At 71.8% G+C, this 16,313-nt stretch carries 19 protein-coding genes; 9 read left to right on the plus strand and 10 right to left on the minus strand.

From position 1 onward, the window contains the following. Positions 1–538: 538 nt before the first annotated feature. The gene (locus LPA41_RS35190) at positions 539–1,486 is read right to left on the minus strand and encodes a DMT family transporter (protein ID WP_229075574.1); all 948 of its coding nucleotides are present in this window, start codon (positions 1,484–1,486) and stop codon (positions 539–541) included. 139 nt (positions 1,487–1,625) lie between these two features. Between LPA41_RS35190 and LPA41_RS35195 the strand changes: the two genes are divergently transcribed. Beyond that, positions 1,626–2,138, plus strand: a complete 513-nt coding sequence (locus tag LPA41_RS35195; RefSeq protein WP_308036661.1) for a CGNR zinc finger domain-containing protein — start codon at positions 1,626–1,628, stop codon at positions 2,136–2,138. Positions 2,139–2,161: 23 nt separating this feature from the next. Here LPA41_RS35195 and LPA41_RS35200 read toward each other — a convergent pair whose 3' ends face one another. From LPA41_RS35200 to LPA41_RS43125, 4 genes are read right to left on the minus strand one after another with little or no spacing between them, the layout of a single operon-like run. Further along, a complete protein-coding gene (locus LPA41_RS35200) occupies positions 2,162–2,617 on the minus strand; it encodes an Imm63 family immunity protein (RefSeq protein ID WP_229075576.1) in 456 nt (151 codons plus the stop codon). Then, positions 2,614–3,231, minus strand: a complete 618-nt coding sequence (locus tag LPA41_RS35205) for a DUF3159 domain-containing protein (RefSeq protein WP_229075577.1) — start codon at positions 3,229–3,231, stop codon at positions 2,614–2,616. Before LPA41_RS35205 ends, LPA41_RS35200 begins: the two co-directional genes overlap by 4 nt. Next, positions 3,221–3,847, minus strand: coding sequence for a TetR/AcrR family transcriptional regulator (locus tag LPA41_RS35210; protein ID WP_229075578.1), 627 nt, complete (start codon positions 3,845–3,847; stop codon positions 3,221–3,223). The genes LPA41_RS35205 and LPA41_RS35210 overlap by 11 nt, the downstream gene beginning before the upstream one ends. A gap of 54 nt (positions 3,848–3,901) precedes the next feature. Continuing rightward, positions 3,902–4,393, minus strand: a complete 492-nt coding sequence (locus LPA41_RS43125; RefSeq protein WP_229075579.1) for a tetratricopeptide repeat protein — start codon at positions 4,391–4,393, stop codon at positions 3,902–3,904. 309 nt (positions 4,394–4,702) lie between these two features. Here LPA41_RS43125 and LPA41_RS35220 point away from each other — a divergent pair, with 309 nt between their 5' ends. Next, positions 4,703–5,194: a PepSY domain-containing protein gene (locus LPA41_RS35220; RefSeq protein WP_229075580.1), complete on the plus strand. Its 492-nt coding sequence runs from the start codon at positions 4,703–4,705 to the stop codon at positions 5,192–5,194. Positions 5,195–5,305: 111 nt separating this feature from the next. Here the strand turns inward: LPA41_RS35220 and LPA41_RS35225 are convergent, their stop codons facing one another. From LPA41_RS35225 to LPA41_RS35235, 3 genes are all read right to left on the minus strand, one after another. Further along, on the minus strand, positions 5,306–5,707 hold the full coding sequence (locus LPA41_RS35225) for a nuclear transport factor 2 family protein (RefSeq protein ID WP_229075581.1): 402 nt from the start codon (positions 5,705–5,707) through the stop codon (positions 5,306–5,308). A 121-nt stretch (positions 5,708–5,828) separates the two neighbouring features. Further along, positions 5,829–7,070 carry a HAMP domain-containing sensor histidine kinase gene (locus LPA41_RS35230; RefSeq protein ID WP_229075582.1) on the minus strand — a complete coding sequence of 414 codons (1,242 nt, stop codon included), beginning with the start codon at positions 7,068–7,070 and terminating at the stop codon, positions 5,829–5,831. After that, the gene (locus LPA41_RS35235) at positions 7,067–7,747 is read right to left on the minus strand and encodes a response regulator transcription factor (RefSeq protein WP_229075583.1); all 681 of its coding nucleotides are present in this window, start codon (positions 7,745–7,747) and stop codon (positions 7,067–7,069) included. Before LPA41_RS35235 ends, LPA41_RS35230 begins: the two co-directional genes overlap by 4 nt. A 103-nt stretch (positions 7,748–7,850) precedes the next feature. Here LPA41_RS35235 and LPA41_RS35240 point away from each other — a divergent pair, with 103 nt between their 5' ends. Next, a complete protein-coding gene (locus LPA41_RS35240; RefSeq protein ID WP_229075584.1) occupies positions 7,851–8,309 on the plus strand; it encodes a hypothetical protein in 459 nt (152 codons plus the stop codon). 9 nt (positions 8,310–8,318) lie between these two features. Then, a complete protein-coding gene (locus tag LPA41_RS35245; protein ID WP_229075585.1) occupies positions 8,319–8,906 on the plus strand; it encodes a pyridoxamine 5'-phosphate oxidase family protein in 588 nt (195 codons plus the stop codon). Here the strand turns inward: LPA41_RS35245 and LPA41_RS35250 are convergent. Continuing rightward, a complete protein-coding gene (locus LPA41_RS35250; protein WP_229075586.1) occupies positions 8,896–9,894 on the minus strand; it encodes an FAD-dependent monooxygenase in 999 nt (332 codons plus the stop codon). The genes LPA41_RS35245 and LPA41_RS35250 overlap by 11 nt on opposite strands. Before the next feature lie 8 nt (positions 9,895–9,902). Here LPA41_RS35250 and LPA41_RS35255 point away from each other — a divergent pair, with 8 nt between their 5' ends. The 4 genes from LPA41_RS35255 (at position 9,903) to LPA41_RS35270 (ending at position 13,895) form a co-directional block, all read left to right on the plus strand. Beyond that, positions 9,903–10,325, plus strand: a complete 423-nt coding sequence (locus tag LPA41_RS35255; RefSeq protein WP_229075587.1) for a TetR/AcrR family transcriptional regulator — start codon at positions 9,903–9,905, stop codon at positions 10,323–10,325. 41 nt (positions 10,326–10,366) lie between these two features. Beyond that, a complete protein-coding gene (locus LPA41_RS35260) occupies positions 10,367–11,797 on the plus strand; it encodes a serine hydrolase (RefSeq protein ID WP_229075588.1) in 1,431 nt (476 codons plus the stop codon). Positions 11,798–12,224: 427 nt separating this feature from the next. After that, positions 12,225–12,998, plus strand: coding sequence for an alpha/beta fold hydrolase (locus tag LPA41_RS35265; RefSeq protein ID WP_229075589.1), 774 nt, complete (start codon positions 12,225–12,227; stop codon positions 12,996–12,998). A 9-nt stretch (positions 12,999–13,007) separates the two neighbouring features. Next, positions 13,008–13,895: an AraC family transcriptional regulator gene (locus LPA41_RS35270; RefSeq protein WP_229075590.1), complete on the plus strand. Its 888-nt coding sequence runs from the start codon at positions 13,008–13,010 to the stop codon at positions 13,893–13,895. 189 nt (positions 13,896–14,084) lie between these two features. Here the strand turns inward: LPA41_RS35270 and LPA41_RS35275 are convergent, their stop codons facing one another. Further along, on the minus strand, positions 14,085–14,525 hold the full coding sequence (locus LPA41_RS35275) for a helix-turn-helix transcriptional regulator (protein WP_229075591.1): 441 nt from the start codon (positions 14,523–14,525) through the stop codon (positions 14,085–14,087). Between the two features lie 151 nt (positions 14,526–14,676). Here LPA41_RS35275 and LPA41_RS35280 point away from each other — a divergent pair, with 151 nt between their 5' ends. After that, positions 14,677–16,029, plus strand: a complete 1,353-nt coding sequence (locus tag LPA41_RS35280) for a glycoside hydrolase family 6 protein (RefSeq protein ID WP_229075592.1) — start codon at positions 14,677–14,679, stop codon at positions 16,027–16,029. Positions 16,030–16,313 lie beyond the last annotated feature (284 nt).

A 16,313-nucleotide genomic window follows, 5' to 3' on the forward strand; every position in this document is an offset into this window, starting at 1 on the left:
ACATCGACCACTACCTCCCCCGGCAGGACACAGGAAGCCCACCACACCACGACCATCCAGCCACCACCAACCACCACACGCCAGCCGACACGCCCACCACACCAAATGGGCAACAGAGTCGCTAGCGATGCGAAATCGCGGTTTACACCCCATGATCACAGCGATTTCGTAGCGCTAGCAGATCAACAGGGCATTTCCTCCGGTCAATGACGAGGCGTCGGGGCAAGAGGGGTGCCGGTCGTCGTGCAGTTCCGCTCAGGTTGACCGGATCGTGGCGGCTCATGCTCGGGCGGCGTGGGCTTGCGCGGCGTGGGCTTGCGCGGCGTGGGCTTGCGCGGCGTGGGTCCGGCTGGCGCGGGCCTATGGGCGGGCGGGGTGCTCGTTGGGGCCCGGGGCCGTGAGCTCGTTGGGGCCCGGGGCTGTGTGCTCGTTGGGGTCCGAGACTGTGAGCAGGAACGGGCCTAGGGCCGTGAGCACGGCCCCGGCCCGTTCCTGATCAGGATGCGGGATCACACCGTTGCGAGGGCTTGGTGCGGGATCACACCGTTGCGGGGGCTTTAGGTTCGGCCACCTCGGGTGCGGCCGGGGTGGCCGGCTCGGCGGGGATGGAGGCGATGCCGGCGAGGATCAGGGCGCCGCCGACCATCTGGAGCGGTGTGAGGGTCTCGCCCACCACCATCCAGGCGAAGATGGACGCGAACACCACTTCGAGCAGGCCGACGAAGGACGCCAGGCGGGAGCCGAGGCGGCTGGAACCGAAGATGCCTGTCGCGTAGGCGATGGCGGTCGCGAAGACGGCCACCACCATGAGCGGCACCCACCACGGTGCGGTGTTGCCGAGCAGCGCCACGTCGGTGAAGGTGGCCGTGAACGGCACCAGCCCGGTCAGTCCGATCAGGCCGAGGACGGCGCCGCCGAGCAGCAGGCCGACGCCGGCGAGGGCCACCGGCGGGAGCCCGTCGGAGGGGCGGGCGGCGACGACGAAGTAGACGGCGCACCCGATGGCCGCCGCGAACGCCAGCATGATGCCGATCGGGTCGACGGCTTGGAGTGCGCCGGGACCGATCACGAGGACCAGGCCGCCGATGGCGAGCGCCGAGCCCAGCAGGACGGCCGGCCGGGGCACGCGGCGCGTGGTCAGCCAGACCCAGAGGACGAGCAGCAGGGGTGCCAGGTATTCCACCAGCAACGCGGTCGACACCGGGATCCGGCTGATCGAGGCGAAGTAGGTGAGCTGGGTGAACGCGACCGCGATGACGCCCATGCCGACGATTCGCCAGCGGCCGCGCCACAGGGCGTCCCACCTGCCGCGCAACGAGAAGAGCACGAGGGGGAGCAGCAGGAATCCGGCGATCAGGGCGCGGGCGGTGACCGCGGCGGCGGGGGACCAGCCGGCCTCCAGGAGCGGTTTGATGAACGCGCCGGACGTGCCGAACGTGGCCGCCGACGTGATGGCGGCGATCAGCCCGATGGTTTGCGGCTTCACGGGATGCCCCTCTCTGGCGGCGGCCGTCCGGCGGGCCGCTGTGTCATGAGCTAATTTGGATACGCTCCTGACGCTAGGCCGATCGAGGTGACGAGTCAAATTGCTTTTTGCCCCTGACACTGAAGAGTCGCTGGACTTCGTGGTCGCCTTGGTGAACACCGAGGCTGGCCGTTCGCGAACCGGCGACGACGAGCTCGTCACGGTTCAGCAGCTCGGCGATCTGCTGAACAGGTACATCTACACGGGTCGCATCGACCGTGATCAGGCTGAGCTGGACGCGGTCCGTCAGGCCCGGGCACGGCTGCGCGACACCTGGACGCTCGACCGCGACGCCATGGTGGAGGTCGTCAACCGGATGCTGCGGGAGGCGAACGCCTCGCCGTACCTGGCCCGGCACGACGACCTGGACTGGCACATCCACGCCACAGACCCGGACGCCCCGCTCGCCGAGCGCATCCGGGTGGAGGCAGCCCTCGCTCTCATCGACGTGATCCGGACCAACGAGACCCACCGCCTCCGCGTCTGCGGCGCCGACGACTGCGGTGGCATCTTCGTGGACCTCTCCCGCAACGGCTCGAAACGTTTCTGCAGTGTCCGCTGCGGCAACCGGATGAACATGGTCGCCTTCCGGGCCCGCAAGGCCGAATCCTGAGCCGGTCGTCGGGCGGAATCGCTTTACGGGAGCGGCAGCGGGGGGACGCCTTCTTCGGGCAGATTGGTGGGGGAGAGGAACTCGATGAGCTCGGCGCGGCGTCGTTGTGCCCATGCCGGATTCAGCGCGTGGAGCAGCTCAAACTGCTTGATCCATCTGGTTACGCGATGCTCCTGGCCGTCGGCCGGGTGGTGCTGGGCCCACCGGCCGGCCATCGTCTGCGTGGTGGACTCGAGGGCCCAGTAGAGGATCTCGTCGCGGTCGCCGGTCCGGCGGTGCTGCAACTCTTCGCCACGCTCGATGACCACGTAGTGGTAGAAGCCCTCGTCGTCGACCTCGACCGTGGGGTGGCCGCCGTCCCGCCGCTCGAAGGAGACGAGATCTGGTTCCTCGGCGCCGATCAGGGCGCCGAGCCGCCGGACCTCGCTCTCCAGGGTCGCCCGGGTTTCCGGACCGGCGTCCCGCCGGAACAGTTTCATGCCGCCTCCCTGGTGCAGTAGCTGAGCCGGCTGTCGGACCGGCGCACCGCCCACACCACGACGAGCAGGGCCGCCGCCCACAGCGGATAGTTCATGGCGATCTTCGAGAAGGTCATCCAGCCGACCTCGTTGTGCTCGTAGAGGCGGTGGAGGACCAGGAACCGGGCCGTGAACACGGCGGCCACCACGGCGGTGGCGATGTCGTAGCGGTGCAGGGACACCCGATCGTGCCGCCACCACAGCGGTTTGCCCTGCATGACGCTCCAGACGACACCGACCAGCGGCCGGCGCACCAGGACGGAGATGGCGCACAGGAGGGCGGCGACCGCGTACCACCAGAGGTCGGCCAGGAAGAAGTCACGCGCCTCACCGCTGCGAGCGGCCAGGAAGCCGGCCACCGCCACCCCGACGAAACCGCCGAGAGCCGGGCGGAGCTGCTGCTTGCGGGACCATCGGTAGAGCAGGACCGCCGCGCCCGCGCCGGCCGCCGCCGCGATGGCGGGGTAGAGGCCCCACCACGAGTTCGCCAGCACCAGGACCACCGGCGGCAGCGAGGACTGGATCAGGCCGGGGATGCCGCCGGTGCGCTCCCACAGTGTCGTCTCATGCTGCATGGACTCTCCCTCGCTCGATCGACTCGCGTGCGTGGGCCGGGTCGTCGCCGTAGCCCACGAGAAGTCGGAATGTCATGTCGTCGAGGACGAACCGGGCCTGCTCGCTGGGCAGCATCCCGGAGACGGTCATGGTCACCATGCCGTGCCGCATGCTCCACAGCTGCGCCGCCCAGACCGGTGCCAGGTTGTCCTGTCCGTCGGTGAAACGCCCGGCCGCCAGGCAACGCCGGACCAGGTCGAGCAGGCGCTCGTAGGTGCCCGCACCGAGAGCGTCCTCCTCCGGTGGCGGGTCCAGGAACATCGCGCGGTAGAGATGCGGGTTGTCGACCCCGCTCGCGAAGAACACCGACCCGGTGGCGACCAGATCGGCGACCGGGTCGTCCGTGGCCGGCAGCTCGTCGATCCGGGAGTTGAGCCGGCTGAAACCCTCCTCACGAACCGCCGAGTGCAGCTCCGCCATGTTTCGGAAGCGGGAGAACACGGTCATCGTCGACGTGCCGATGTCGATCGCCAGCCGCCGGCTGGTCAGCGCGGCGGGCCCCTCCTCGGCGAGGATCCGGGCGGCGGCTTCGACAAGCAGCGTCCGGATGTGCGGATCAGCGGCGCGAGGACTCATGGGGGTATCGTATCGTCGTTATATAACGCCGGTACAGGATTCCGATGTGCCAACCTACGAGGCAAGCCAGCCGCGGTCGAGGTCGTCGGCATAGGAGGTGAGCGCGCGGCCGTACTGCTGGATGTCCGGGTCTGCCGTGGTTTCGACCAGCAGGTGCAGCAGCTCGGCGACAGCCTGCCGGGCGTCACCGGCGTTGTAGCGCAGCAGCGCGTGGAAGGCCCGCAACGGCCGATGACCGGGGAACCGGCGCAGCGCCGCCTGGAAGGCCTCCTCGGCCTCGTCGTCGCGGCCGAGGGCCCGCAGGGTGCTGCCCAGGCCCAGCATCGTGTCCGCCAGGTCCGCGTCGGGCAGGCCGCCGGCGATCGCCGCCCGATAGTGCGGGACGGCCTCGGCCTCCAGCCCCAGCACGTCGTGGACCCAGGCGGTCTGCCGCGCGATCTCCGGGTCGCTGGGGAACTCGGCACGCAGGGCGAGCAGAAGCGGACGGGCCTGTCCAGGTTCGCCGCCGGCCCGCAGCGCGACGGCCTGGGCCAGTCGCTCGGACACGGCCGGGGACCGGGGTCGACCCCCGGAAGGCGACGCGGGCGGAGTTGGGGAGTGGGGCCCGGAAGGCGACGCGGGCGGAGTCGGGGAGTGGGGCCCGGAAGGCGACGCGGGCGGGGCTGGGGATTTGGCGCCGGAACGCGACGCGGGCAGGGAGTGGGCGGCGGAAGGCGACGCGCCGTCTGGGGTGTCGGGCTCGGTCACCCGGTGATCGTGCCACGGCCTTATCACTGTCTTAGCGATCACACAGCGTCCCGATATCGCGGTCCGGGTCATGGTGTACCTGTCACAACGGACCAGGAGGTACTACCGATGATCACGAAGACCAAGGCCGGCGTGGTGTTCGCTGCCGGGACGCTCGCGGCCCTGGGCATCGCCGGCACCGCACTCGCCGTCGAGACCCCGAGCCCGTCGGTGAGCGCGACCACGGTGGCTCCGGCCGAGTCCGGCGCTGTGCCGTCGGGCGCCGGTTCGTCGGCACCGGCTTCCACCGGGGCGGAATCCAGTTCCGGCTCCGCGGCACCGGCCGCCGGTACCGAGATCACCGAGGCGCAGGCCCGGGAGATCGCCCTGAAGGCCGTCGCGAACGGTCAGGTCGAGGAGATCGAGCGGGACGACGAGAACGGCCGGCAGGTCTGGGACGTCGAGGTGAAGGCCGGTACGGTCGAGCACGACCTGGACATCGACGCGGCGACCGGCGAGGTCGTCCGCAACGACGCCGAGCAGGACGACGCGGACGACAAGGACGACGCGGACGACGACCGCGACGACGCGGACGACGACCGGGACGGCGACGACGACTGATCCCGCACTGCACCGACGTGCCCCGGGCGACTCTCGCCCGGGGCGCGTCCTGTCATGTCCGAGGACGGGGCGCGAACGGTCACAACACGCGAGGGCTGGGCGCGCGAACGGCTACGACCCGGTGCCGAACGGGTTGTTCACCACGTAACGCCAGCGTCCGTCGGCGCCGCGGCGCAGCACGTCGGCGGCGGTGCCCCGGAGGTCGAGCGGGTAGCCCTGGCGGGCGGTGCCCCGCATCGACCAGTCCACGACGGCGAGGGCGATGTCCCCGGCGACGTAGAGGTGCCGGGCCGCCGCGGCCATCGGGACGCCGAAGCCGAGCAGGTGGTCGTAGGCGGCGGCGCGACCGGACCGGCCGGTCACCGGGGCGCCGGGCTGCGGGACGAGCACGGCACCGGGCTCGTAGAAGGTGTCCACGGCATCGGCGGAGCCGGTGGCGAAGGCCGCGCAGTAGGCGGCCACGTGCCGCTCGAGGTCGGTGGTGGGCATGATCGATCCGGGGGAATCCGTCATGCCTTGCCAGAATAACCTCGCGGATGCGCGGGGCGGGTGACGCGCCGCGGCCCGGCACGGCAGATGGTCGCGCGGACCGCCAGGCACGTGCATGTGTGGGCGTACACCAGGGAAGTCGGCGTCAGGCGGAGATCTCCATGCGCACCGCCGCGCCGCCGGAGGCGCCGGTGCCGACGTCGAAGGCGGTGGCGGCGCGGCGGGCGATGTCGAGGCCGAGGCCGGTGGAGCCGCCGGCGGAGACGCCGCGCCGGGCCGCGGAGGGTGGGAAGCCGGGGCCTTCGTCGGCGACCTCCAGGATGGCGCCGCCGCCGGTGCGGCGGGTGAGCGTGACCGAGAACGACGTTCCGTCGGGGGTGTGGGCGAAGACGTTGCCGAGGAGGGCGTCGAGGGCGGCGCCGAGGTCGTCGGCGGCCACCGCGACCGGCAGCGGCTGATCCGGCAGCGTCTGGGTGACGGATCGGCCGGTGTCCTCGGCGAGGACCGCCCAGAAGGCGACCCGGTCGCGGACCACGGCTGTCGCGTCGCAGGAGGATCGGGCGGGCGGGGCGTCCCGGCGGCGTGCCTGCTGGATCACCGCGGTCACCGCGCGCGCCACCTCGTCCGCAGCTGAGGACACTCGTGCGGACTCCTCCGGATCGCGCAGCGACTCGGCCTCCAGCCGCAGCGCGGTCAGCGGTGTGCGCACCCGGTGGGAGAGGTCGGCGATCTGTTCCCGTTCCGCGGCGAGCAGTTCCTGAATGCGGCCTGCGAGATGGTTGAGAGCCCCGGCCACTTCGCGAAGCTCGCGCGGACCGGACGGCCGGGCCCGCGCGGTCAACTCCGCCGATGCCAGACGATGCGACACGTCGGAGAGCTCGGTGATCGGCCTGGTGATCGCACGGGCAAGCTGGTCGGCGACCAGCAGTCCGAGAAGGATCAGTGCGAGACCGAGTGCGGCAAGTGTCAGCCAGGCCCGCGTCACGCCCTGCCGGAGCTCCTCGTCGGTGACGAGCGTGCGCACCACCGTCGTGCTGCCACCGGCACCGACCACCGGGACGACGATCTCGCGGCCCTCCTCGGTGCTCACGCTCAGTGCGCGACCCCGGGCCTCGGCGAGGCGGACCGCAGGGGTGGGCACTGCGGGCGCGCCGATCCAGCTTCCATCAGGAAGAAAGACAGTTACCGGTACGGGCTGAGCAGTAACGGACAAACGCAGACCGTTCTCGTCAGACACCAGCGGCACCACCGTGCGCACCACGTCGTTCGCCCGGCTCAGCGCCCGGTCCTCGGCGAAGTCACGCACCAGCACGGCGAGCGGCACCAGGAACGCCAGCAGCACCAGCACCGTGGTGCCGGCGACCAGCCAAGCCAGCCGGGCCCTCATGCCGGACTGCTCAGTTTGACGCCCACCCCGCGCACGGTGTGCAGGTAGCGGGGTTCCTGCGCGGTCTCGCCGAGCTTGCGCCGCAGCCACGACAGGTGCACGTCGACGGTCTTGTCGGCGCCGCCGTAGGGCACCTGCCACACCTCGCTGAGCAGCTCACGTTTGGTCACCACCTGGCCGGGCCGCTGCGCGAGGTGGTGCAGCAGGTCGAACTCGCGCGGGCTGAGCTCCACCGGTCCGCCGTCGAGGGTGACCGTCCGCGCGGCCACGTCGATGCTCAGCCCGCCGATGGTCAGAACCGGACTCTCCGCGGGCTCGCCGCTGCGCCGCAGCACGGCGCGGATCCGGGCGTCGAGCTGCGCCGCGGTGAACGGCTTCACCACGTAGTCGTCGGCTCCCGCATCGAGCAGCCGCACCATCTCCGTCTCCTCGTCACGGGCCGTAGCGATGATCACCGGGATCCGGCTCACCGCCCGCAGCATCCGCAGCAACTCGCGGCCGTCCAGATCGGGCAGCCCCAGGTCCAGCACGATCAGGTCGGGGCGTTCGGCGAGGGCGGTCTGCAGGCCGTCCATCGCGGCGGGGGAGGCCGCGACGGCATGCCCTCGCTCGCGCAACGCGCGCAGCAGAGTCGTCCGGATTCCCGGGTCGTCCTCGATCAACAGCAGTCGGGCCACGGGGGAAACCGTATCCGCCGTTCCGGGCCGGCCGGTCCGGCCTTAACCTTCTCTTATCAGTGCCGGGTGCGGAGCTTATCGGCGACCGGCGCATAGTGCAGTGGTGCGTTCTCTGGTGATCGTGGGGGGCTGGCTGGTGGCGGTGGCGCTCGCCGTGCTGGTCGGGGTGGTCGGCATCAACCTGGTCGGCAGCGGGTTGACCGACCCGCAGGCCGCGCCCATGAGCGAGGAACAGGTCGAACGGGAACTGGCCGCGCCCGCCCCCGTCCCGCCCTCGTCGCCCGCCGGATCCCCGCCGTCCGCAGCCCCGGCGTCCGCCACCCCGGCGTCGTCCGTCGCGTCCGCGCCGCCCGCCGGCCGGTCCTTCACCACGGCGGCCGGCCTGGTCGTCGCGGACTGCACCCGCATCCTGTCGATGGCGCCGGCGCAGGGCTGGGCGGTGGCCGAGCAGGACGACGACGAGGGTGAGTTCCGCTCGGTCGACAACCCCGCGGCCGGCCTCGAGGTGGACCTCACCTGCAGCGGTGGACAGCCGTCGATATCGGTTTCCCCCGCCGACTAGCGTCAAGGCATGGGGAAGACGTACAACGAGATCACCGATCGGCTGCGTGAGTTCATCGAGGAGCAGCCGATCTTCTTCACCGCGACGGCGCCGCTCGCCGGCGACGGGACGGTCAACCTGTCGCCGAAAGGGCTGCGCGGCTCGCTCGCGGTGCTCGACCGGCACACCGTGGCCTATCTGGACTTCGCCGGCAGCAACGCGGAGACCGTCGCCCACCTGCGGGAGAACGGGCGGATCACACTGATGTGGTGCGCCTTCCAGGGCCCGCCGGACATCGTCCGGATCCACGGCACCGGTGAGCCGGTGTTCCGCGACGACCCCCGCTGGTCATCGCTTGTCGCGCACTTCCCCGGCATCGACCCGGAGCCGCACGGGCTCCGGGCGATCATCGTGGTGTCGGCGGCCCTGATCCGGGACACGTGCGGGTACGCGGTGCCCTTCATGACCTACGACAGCGACCGGGACCTGCACGAACGGCGGTTCGCGCGCGAGGACGACGAGTCGCTCGACGCGTACTTCCGGAAGAAGGACGACATCGCCACCAGCATCGACGGCCTGCCGGGGCTGCCGCTGCCCCTGCCCGCCCTCAAACGGTGAGCCCGTCCAGCATCGCGGCCGGCCCGCCGCCGAACGAGGTGAGCCGGCGCCGCACCGCCCCCGGCAGGTGCGGGATCAGGCGGGTGGCCTGAGCCGTCACCCAGACCTGTGCCCGGTCGCGCGGGACGATCGCGTTCAGGACGGACGGGCCGATGTCGCGGCTGTGCCGGACCGGGCCGGCCAGCCGTGACTCGTACCGGCGCAGCGCACCGGCCCGGTCCCGCTCCAGTTCCCCCGCGAGGACGTAAGCGCCGGCGGCGGCCAGGCTGGTGCCGCCGCCCACGGCCGGGCCGGGGCCGTACCCGGCGTCGCCGACCAGGGTGACCCGGTCCGTCGACCAGGAGTTCATCCGGATCTGGGAGATGTCGTCGAAGTAGAGGTCGCCGGCCGTCCCGAAGTGGTCGAGCACCGGTTCGGCCTGCCGGCCCAGCCGATCGCCGATCAGTGCGCGGATCGCCGCCGGTTCCCGGGGGACTTCCGTCGGCGTGCGCACCAGGAACAGGGCCCGGGACACTCCGGGCGTCAGTGTGGGGTAGACGGTGGCGGCGACACCGGGCGCGGTGAAGGCGGCAACTGTCGGGCCGGTGCCCAGGACGTCGGGGAGGGTGTAGACGGCCAGGTAGGCGCCGAGGAAGTGGCGGTACTCCCGTTCCGGGCCGAAGACCATCCGGCGGACACCGGAGTGCAGGCCGTCGGCGCCGACGATCAGGTCTGCTTCGATTGTGGTGCCGTCGGACAGCGCGGCGGTAATGCCGTCGACGGCCTCGATGACGGTGCCGAAGCGGTAGTCGACGTCGTCGCGGGTGCGCTCGTGCAGCAGCGCCGCAAGGGTGCCGCGCATGATTTCCACGTGCCGGGTGGTGATGCCGCTGAGCAGGTCCTTCGTCTGCACGGTCAGCGGTCGCCGGCCCTCCCGGAGCAGGGTGATCGAGTCGTTGCGGGTCCGGGCGGCCTCGACCTCGGCGAGCAGGCCCATCCGCTCGATCACGGGTGGGCGTGACGAAACCGGCCCTCTACTACCACTTCGCCTCGCGTGAGGAGCTGGTACGCAGCCTGGTGCAGCCGCTCATCGACGACGTGTCGGCGGCGCTGGCGCCCTTCGGTGACGGGGTGGACGCCCGCGAGCTGCTCGGGGCTTACTTCGACGCGACCTACCGCCATCGCGACATCACCGCCATGATCATGCGGGAGCCGAGCATCCTCGCCGTCGTGGACCTGGCGGCGGCGGTGGCCGGGTGGCGGCAGCGGATGGTCGCCCTGCTCACCGGGCCGGCGCCGGTGCTGGCCGACGTGGTGCGGGCGCAGATGGCGATCGGCGGCCTCGGCGACTGCACGGTCGTGCTTCCCGCGTCGACCCCGCCGGCGGAGCTGCGCGAAGCCGTCCTCGACGCGGCCTGCGACACCCTGCGGCGGGGATAAAGGGCGGGCGCCCGTACCGCTCACGTTGTTAATGTCCGCGAATGCGTTCCCAGCCCTCACTGCTGCCGCGTTCGACGCCGTCGGCCTCCGGCGTCTCCGCACGATCCGTCGCCGCGTTGCTGGACCGGCTCGACGACGAGGCCGCCGAGTTGCACTCACTCATGATCGTCCGGCACGGTCACGTCGTCGCCGAGGGCTGGTGGGCGCCGTACTCGGCCGATCGCCCGCACCTGCTCTATTCGCTGACCAAGTCGTTCACCTCGGTCGCCGTCGGGCTGGCGATCGCTGACGGGCTGCTCGCCCTGACCGACCGGGTGGTGGACGTGCTGCCCGACCACGCGCCGGCGGGCATCTCCAAGCAGGCGCGGCGGCTCACCGTGCACCACCTGCTGTCCATGACGGCCGGGCACGACACGGACAGTCTCGGCGAGGCGTGGGAGCTGGAACCGGGTGACCTGGTGAAAGGCTTCCTGCGCGTACCGTTCCCGCACCCCGAGGGCACCCGGCACACCTATGACAACGCGACCACCTACGTCCTGGCCCGGATGGTGGAACGGGTCACCGGCCGCGGCCTGCCGGAGTTCCTCGACGAGCGTCTGCTCAAGCCGATGGGCATCGACCACGCCGAGTGGGACCGGGTGTCGAGCGGCGCGGCCTTCGGGTTCCACGGCCTGCACCTGACGACCGAGGCCGTCGCCGCCTTCGGCGAGCTGCTGCTGCGCGGCGGCCTCCGGGGTGACCGCCGGCTCGTGCCGCGTGAGTGGGTGCGGCTGGCCACCCGGCGCCACATCGGCACGCTGCCGGATCCGGACGTGCCGCCCAACCCCGAATTCCTGCAGGGGTACGGGTACCAGTTCTGGATGTCACGGCACGGCTACCACGGTAACGGGGCGTTCGGGCAGTCCTGCTTGGTGATGCCGGACCACGACCTGGTCGTCGTGATGACCGCCGCCGTCGAGCAGACGACCACGCTGCCCGGCGTCGTCGCCGAATGCCTGCTGCCCGGACTGGACGGCGCGGAAAGTCCCGGCGACGACGAAGCCCTCGCCGAGCGGCTGCGGCAGCTGTCGCTCCCCCTGGTGCCGGGTTCGGCCGATCCGGCCCGTTCCGCCACGGCGACGATCGACGCCTCCGCCGCGGGTTCCGCGCTGCCCGGCGGCACCGCGGTGGTCGTCGAGCCGGTGGACGGCGGCTGGCACCTGCGGCTCGGGTCGTCGATCAAGGTTGCCGCCGGCCACGGCGGGTGGCGGGAGAGTGCACCGCTGGGCCGCCCGGTCGTCGCCACCGGTGCCTGGCAGGGCGACACGTTCGTGGCCGACCTCTACGTCATCACCACACCGCACCGGGTACGCCTGGTGCTCGACGCCGGCCGCGCGACGGCGGTGGTGACGTGGCACACCGTACCCCTGACCGGTCCGGACCTTGAAGTCCACCTGCGGTCGCCGCTGATGACCAGGCCCGACGTCGCCTGACTGCGCGTCGTCGCCCAGCTGCGCCGCCTCACCCACCCCGTGCTCTGCGTGCGCCGCCTCACCCACCCCGTGCTCTGCGTGCGCCGCCTCACCCACCCCGTGCTCTGCGTGCGCCGCCTCACCCACCCCGTGCTCTACGTGCGCCGCCTCACCCACCCCGCGCTGCGATCTTGGAGTGGGGCCTATAACCCCTGCCAGACTCCACGGAGCCGTTGTCCACAATTCGCTTACTCTCCACAGATCTCGTGGCGATGTCGGCGACGACAGCGCAGGCCCGGAAAGCCGGCCCGAGAGCCGACACGATCCGGAGCGCGGCAAGACCGGGGCGGCGCGGGCGGTGGGGCCGGGTCGGTCCCGCTGTCCTGAGGGGCCGGGGCGCGACATTCGTCCAAGACGGCGTACCGGCGGGCCGGGGATCGTCGGTGGCATGACGTTGCATGTGGTCCACGACGGGCCCCGTTCCGCGCCGCCGCTGCTCCTCCTGCACGGGTCGGGCGCCAGCGCCGCCAGCTGGGACCCGATGATCCCCGCCCTCGCCACCGAACGGTACGTGATCCGGATGGATCTGCCGGGTCACGGTGCCTCCCCTCCGGCGCCGTCCTACCGCGTCGCGGATCAGGCCGCGGCCGTCGCCGCCGAGCTGGACCGGCGGGGATTGACGGCGACAGCCGTGGCCGGGCACTCCAGCGGTGGGTACATCGCCACCGCCCTCGCCGAGCAGCGCCCCGGCCTGGTGCGATCCCTGGCTCTGGTCAGCACCGGGCCCAGCGCCGCGGCGTTCCGCCGGCAGCCGCTGGTCCTGCGGGCGCTGCTGGCCCCGCCGTTCGGCCCGCTGCTCTGGGCGGTGCGCACGGATGCGATGACACGCCGGGGGATCGGAGCGACACTCGCCCGGGCGGTACCGATCCCGGACGGCTTCGTCGCCGGTTCCCGCCAGATCACCTACCGGGCGATGAGTACGGTCCTGAGGCGCAACTCCGACTACATCGAGGAACGGACCGTCCCGCACCGGCTGGCCGGTCTCGGCATTCCGGTGCTGGCGGTGTTCGGGGCGGCCGATCCACGCTGGGACCCGGGGTCGGTGCATGAGTACGAGGTGGTGCCGGGCGCCCGGATCGCCGTGCTGGACGGGGTGGGCCACGTACCCATGCTGGAAGCGCCGGAGCCGCTGGCCGGGCTCCTGCTCGGCCACGCGACATAGACTGCCGGCGTGGCACCGCTGGACTGGTCCCGGGTGGAGATCGCGGTGCCGCGCGCGCCCGTGCCGCTGCCAGGCGTCAGCATGGCCGGGTTCCGGCACCCCGCGCCCCAGCGGCCCGAGCCGCCCGAGCGGCGGGAGTCCCGCGAGCGGCCCGAGGCGCCCGAGCCGCCCGAATCGGTGGAGATCGCGATGGTCGCCCACCCGTCGGTCACCCTGCTCATCGACCTGAGCGACGGCCTGGTCTGCGACACCGGCAGCGGCCGGGAGCGGGGCAGCGTCGTGGCCGGTCTGCTTCCCGGCGACCTGCGGGTGGGTGGGCGGACCGGCGAGATCCTTCAGGTCCGGCTGGACCCGGTGGTGGCGTCATCGATGCTGGGCGCCGCGCCCGAACTCAGCGGGGCGGTGGTTCCGCTCGCCGGCGTGTGGGGTGCGGACGGCGAGGAGCGCCTGCGGACGGCCGGGTCCTGGGAGCAGCGGTTCGCGGTGGCGACGGAGATCCTCGGACGTGCGGCGGCCGGGCGGCCGCGGGTGGATGCGGCGGTGGCGTACGCCTGGCGTCGCACGCTTGTCGCGGGTGGCCGGTTGCGGGTCGAGGACCTTGCCGGCGAGGTCGGCTGGAGCCGGAAGCGTCTGTGGTCCCGCTTCCGCGCCCAACTCGGCATCTCACCCAAGACCGCCGCCCGGCTGGCGCGGTTCGACCGGGCCGCTCGTCTGCTCGCCGCCGGGTGCCCGGCGGCCGGTGTGGCCGTGGAGAGCGGGTACGCCGACCAGTCGCACCTGCATCGCGAGGCCCGGGCGATCGCCGGGCTCACCCCGTCCGCCGTCGCGGCCGCGCCATGGCTGGCGATCGACGATGCGGTGTGGCCGGTCGCCGACGGTTCGCCGGCCCGGACCTGATCGCCGGCGGTTCGCCGGCTCGGACCTGGTCGCCGGCGGTTCGCCGGCTCGGACCTGGTCGCCGGCGGTTCGCCGGCTCGGACCTGGTCGCCGGCGGTTCGGCGGCCGGGAGCTGATCGCCTGTTGCAGCCGGAGCCCCATCCCGTCGCCTCCCCGGCGGGATGAGACCCCTCGGCTGATGGAGGTCGGTCAGGCAGCGGCCACGGGGTCGTCGGATGCGCCCCCGGCCATGCTCGCGATGCGCCGCAGCGTCGCGTGCGGGTCGGTGTGTGGGTTGGTGGCCAGGGCGGCCACCTCCCGCAGCACCTCTTGGTAGTCGGGAAGGTCGGGGTCGTGCTCCGCCATGCGGAGCAACGCGGTCAGGTCGGCGATCGTGGTGCGTAGTCGATCGGGGTTGAGGCCGCCGATCACTACAGGTCGCTGGTGCGGGTCGTCCGTGGCTCGGAGGATGCCCAGCCGGAATGCGATGGCGACGGCGTGTGCCTGGTCCCGGGCACCGAGCTGCTGGTAGAGCGTCTTGAGCCGGGACTTGACGGTGTTGGGTGAGATGAACAGTCGCGCCGCCATTTCCCGGGCGGTCTCGCCGGCCGCCAGGCATTCGAGGGTTTCTTGCAGATGCGGTGCCAACACAGGCCGGATCGCAACGGCCCCAGTGTGGCTTCGATGCGCGTGCAATGACATTCCCGAAATGTAGATCTTTCGAAATCGCAATTGACTGTTGCCTATTGTGCCAGTCCGCGATATTTTTGGGAGCGCTCCCAATCCCCCTGAGGAGAGTTTCATGACCCGTTCCCGTACCGCTGTTCTCGCGACGTGTGCCGTTGTTGCCGCAGGCATTGGTTTCGCCACCGGAACCGCCGACGCCGGCACCATCAGCGGCACCCTCTACCGTGACCCCGACACGGCCGCCGCGCGCTGGGTCGCCGCCAACGGCTCCGACCCACGTGCCGCCGTCATCCGCGACCGGATCGTCAGCCAGCCCTCCTCGCGCTGGCTGTCCAACTTCAACGTGGGCACCGTCCGCTCCGAGGTGTCCGGCTACGTCGGCGCCGCGAACGCAGCCGGTCAGATCCCCGTCCTGACCGTCTACGGCATCACCAACCGCGACTGTGGCGGCGCCAGTTCCGGCGGCGCACCGGACCTCACGCAGTACCAGACCTGGATCTCCAACCTGGCCGCCGGCCTCGCCGACCGCACCGTCGTGATCATTCTCGAACCCGACTCGATCGCCCTGCTGACCTGTTTGAGCAGCTCCGAGCTGGCGGCGCGCAACCAGGCGCTGCGCACCGCCACCCGGACCATCAAGTCCGCCAACCCGAACGCCAAGGTCTACCTCGACGCCGGTCACTCGGGCTGGAACAGTGCCGGCGACCAGGCCGGCCGGCTCGTCGCCGCCGGCATCGCCGACGCCGACGGCTTCTACACCAACGTGTCCAACTTCAACCCGACTAGCGCGGAGGCGAACTACGGGCGGGCGATCATCGCGTCGCTGAACGGGCAGGGCGTCACCGGTAAACGCCAGGTCATCGACACGAGCCGCAACGGGGGCGCGAGCGGTGACTGGTGCGGGGACGACAACACCGACCGCCGGATCGGCCAGTACCCGACCGTCAACACCGGTGACGCCAACATCGACGGATACCTGTGGGTGAAGCCGCCGGGCGAGGCCGACGGATGCCGGTACGCGGCCGGCTCCTTCCAGCCCGACCTCGCCTACAGCCTGGCGAGTAACGCTCCGAACCCGCCGTCGCCGTCACCGTCCGTGACCTCGTCGCCGTCCTCGTCGCCGTCGGCCTCCTCGTCGCCGTCGTCCTCGCCCAGCTCGCCGCCGCCCGGACCGGGGGCATGCACGGCCGCCTACCGCACCACCGGTTCCTGGCAGGGCGGGTTCCAGGGTGAGATCACCGTGACCGCCGGCGCGTCGCGGATCAACGGGTGGACGGTCACGTGGACGCTCGCCGGCGGGCAGTCGGTCAGCCAGGCGTGGAACGGCGTCCTGTCCACGTCGGGCTCCACTGTCACGGTGCGCAACGTCTCCTGGAACGGTGGCCTGGCGCCGGGGGCCACGGCCCAGTTCGGGTTCCTGGCCAGTGGGGCGGCCTCCGCTCCCGGCCTGAGCTGCGCCGCTGCCTGATCGACCGATCCCTCGACCGCCCCGCCGGCAGACCGACTCCTGCCGGCGGGGCGGTCGTCTGTCGGGAGAAGGGCCCGGCTGCCGGCGGGATCCGTCTAGAGGCGGGGCGCCCTCTGCCGGTGGGGCTCGTCCTCGGCTGGGCACGGTTCTGCAGGCGGGCTCGCCTTCGGCTGGGCACGGTTCTGCCGGTGGGGCTCGTCTTCGGCTGGGTACGCCTTTGTCCGGCGGTGCGTGCCTCTGCGGACGCACTTCTTCCGCTAACCGGAAGAAGTTGACTAGGGTGA

The organism is Actinoplanes sp. DH11 (assembly GCF_020873875.1).
Lineage (GTDB): Bacteria > Actinomycetota > Actinomycetes > Mycobacteriales > Micromonosporaceae > Actinoplanes.

Excerpts from the sequence above, each read along its gene's own strand:
- LPA41_RS35265 (WP_229075589.1), top strand. The coding sequence starts at position 12,225 with ATGACGTTGCATGTGGTCCACGACGGGCCCCGTTCCGCGCCGCCGCTG.
- LPA41_RS35205 (WP_229075577.1), bottom strand. The coding sequence starts at position 3,231 with ATGCAGCATGAGACGACACTGTGGGAGCGCACCGGCGGCATCCCCGGC.
- LPA41_RS35260 (WP_229075588.1), top strand. The coding sequence starts at position 10,367 with ATGCGTTCCCAGCCCTCACTGCTGCCGCGTTCGACGCCGTCGGCCTCC.
- LPA41_RS35280 (WP_229075592.1), top strand. The coding sequence starts at position 14,677 with ATGACCCGTTCCCGTACCGCTGTTCTCGCGACGTGTGCCGTTGTTGCC.
- LPA41_RS35200 (WP_229075576.1), bottom strand. The coding sequence starts at position 2,617 with ATGAAACTGTTCCGGCGGGACGCCGGTCCGGAAACCCGGGCGACCCTG.
- LPA41_RS35230 (WP_229075582.1), bottom strand. The coding sequence starts at position 7,070 with ATGAGGGCCCGGCTGGCTTGGCTGGTCGCCGGCACCACGGTGCTGGTG.
- LPA41_RS35225 (WP_229075581.1), bottom strand. The coding sequence starts at position 5,707 with ATGACGGATTCCCCCGGATCGATCATGCCCACCACCGACCTCGAGCGG.
- LPA41_RS35220 (WP_229075580.1), top strand. The coding sequence starts at position 4,703 with ATGATCACGAAGACCAAGGCCGGCGTGGTGTTCGCTGCCGGGACGCTC.
- LPA41_RS35245 (WP_229075585.1), top strand. The coding sequence starts at position 8,319 with ATGGGGAAGACGTACAACGAGATCACCGATCGGCTGCGTGAGTTCATC.
- LPA41_RS35210 (WP_229075578.1), bottom strand. The coding sequence starts at position 3,847 with ATGAGTCCTCGCGCCGCTGATCCGCACATCCGGACGCTGCTTGTCGAA.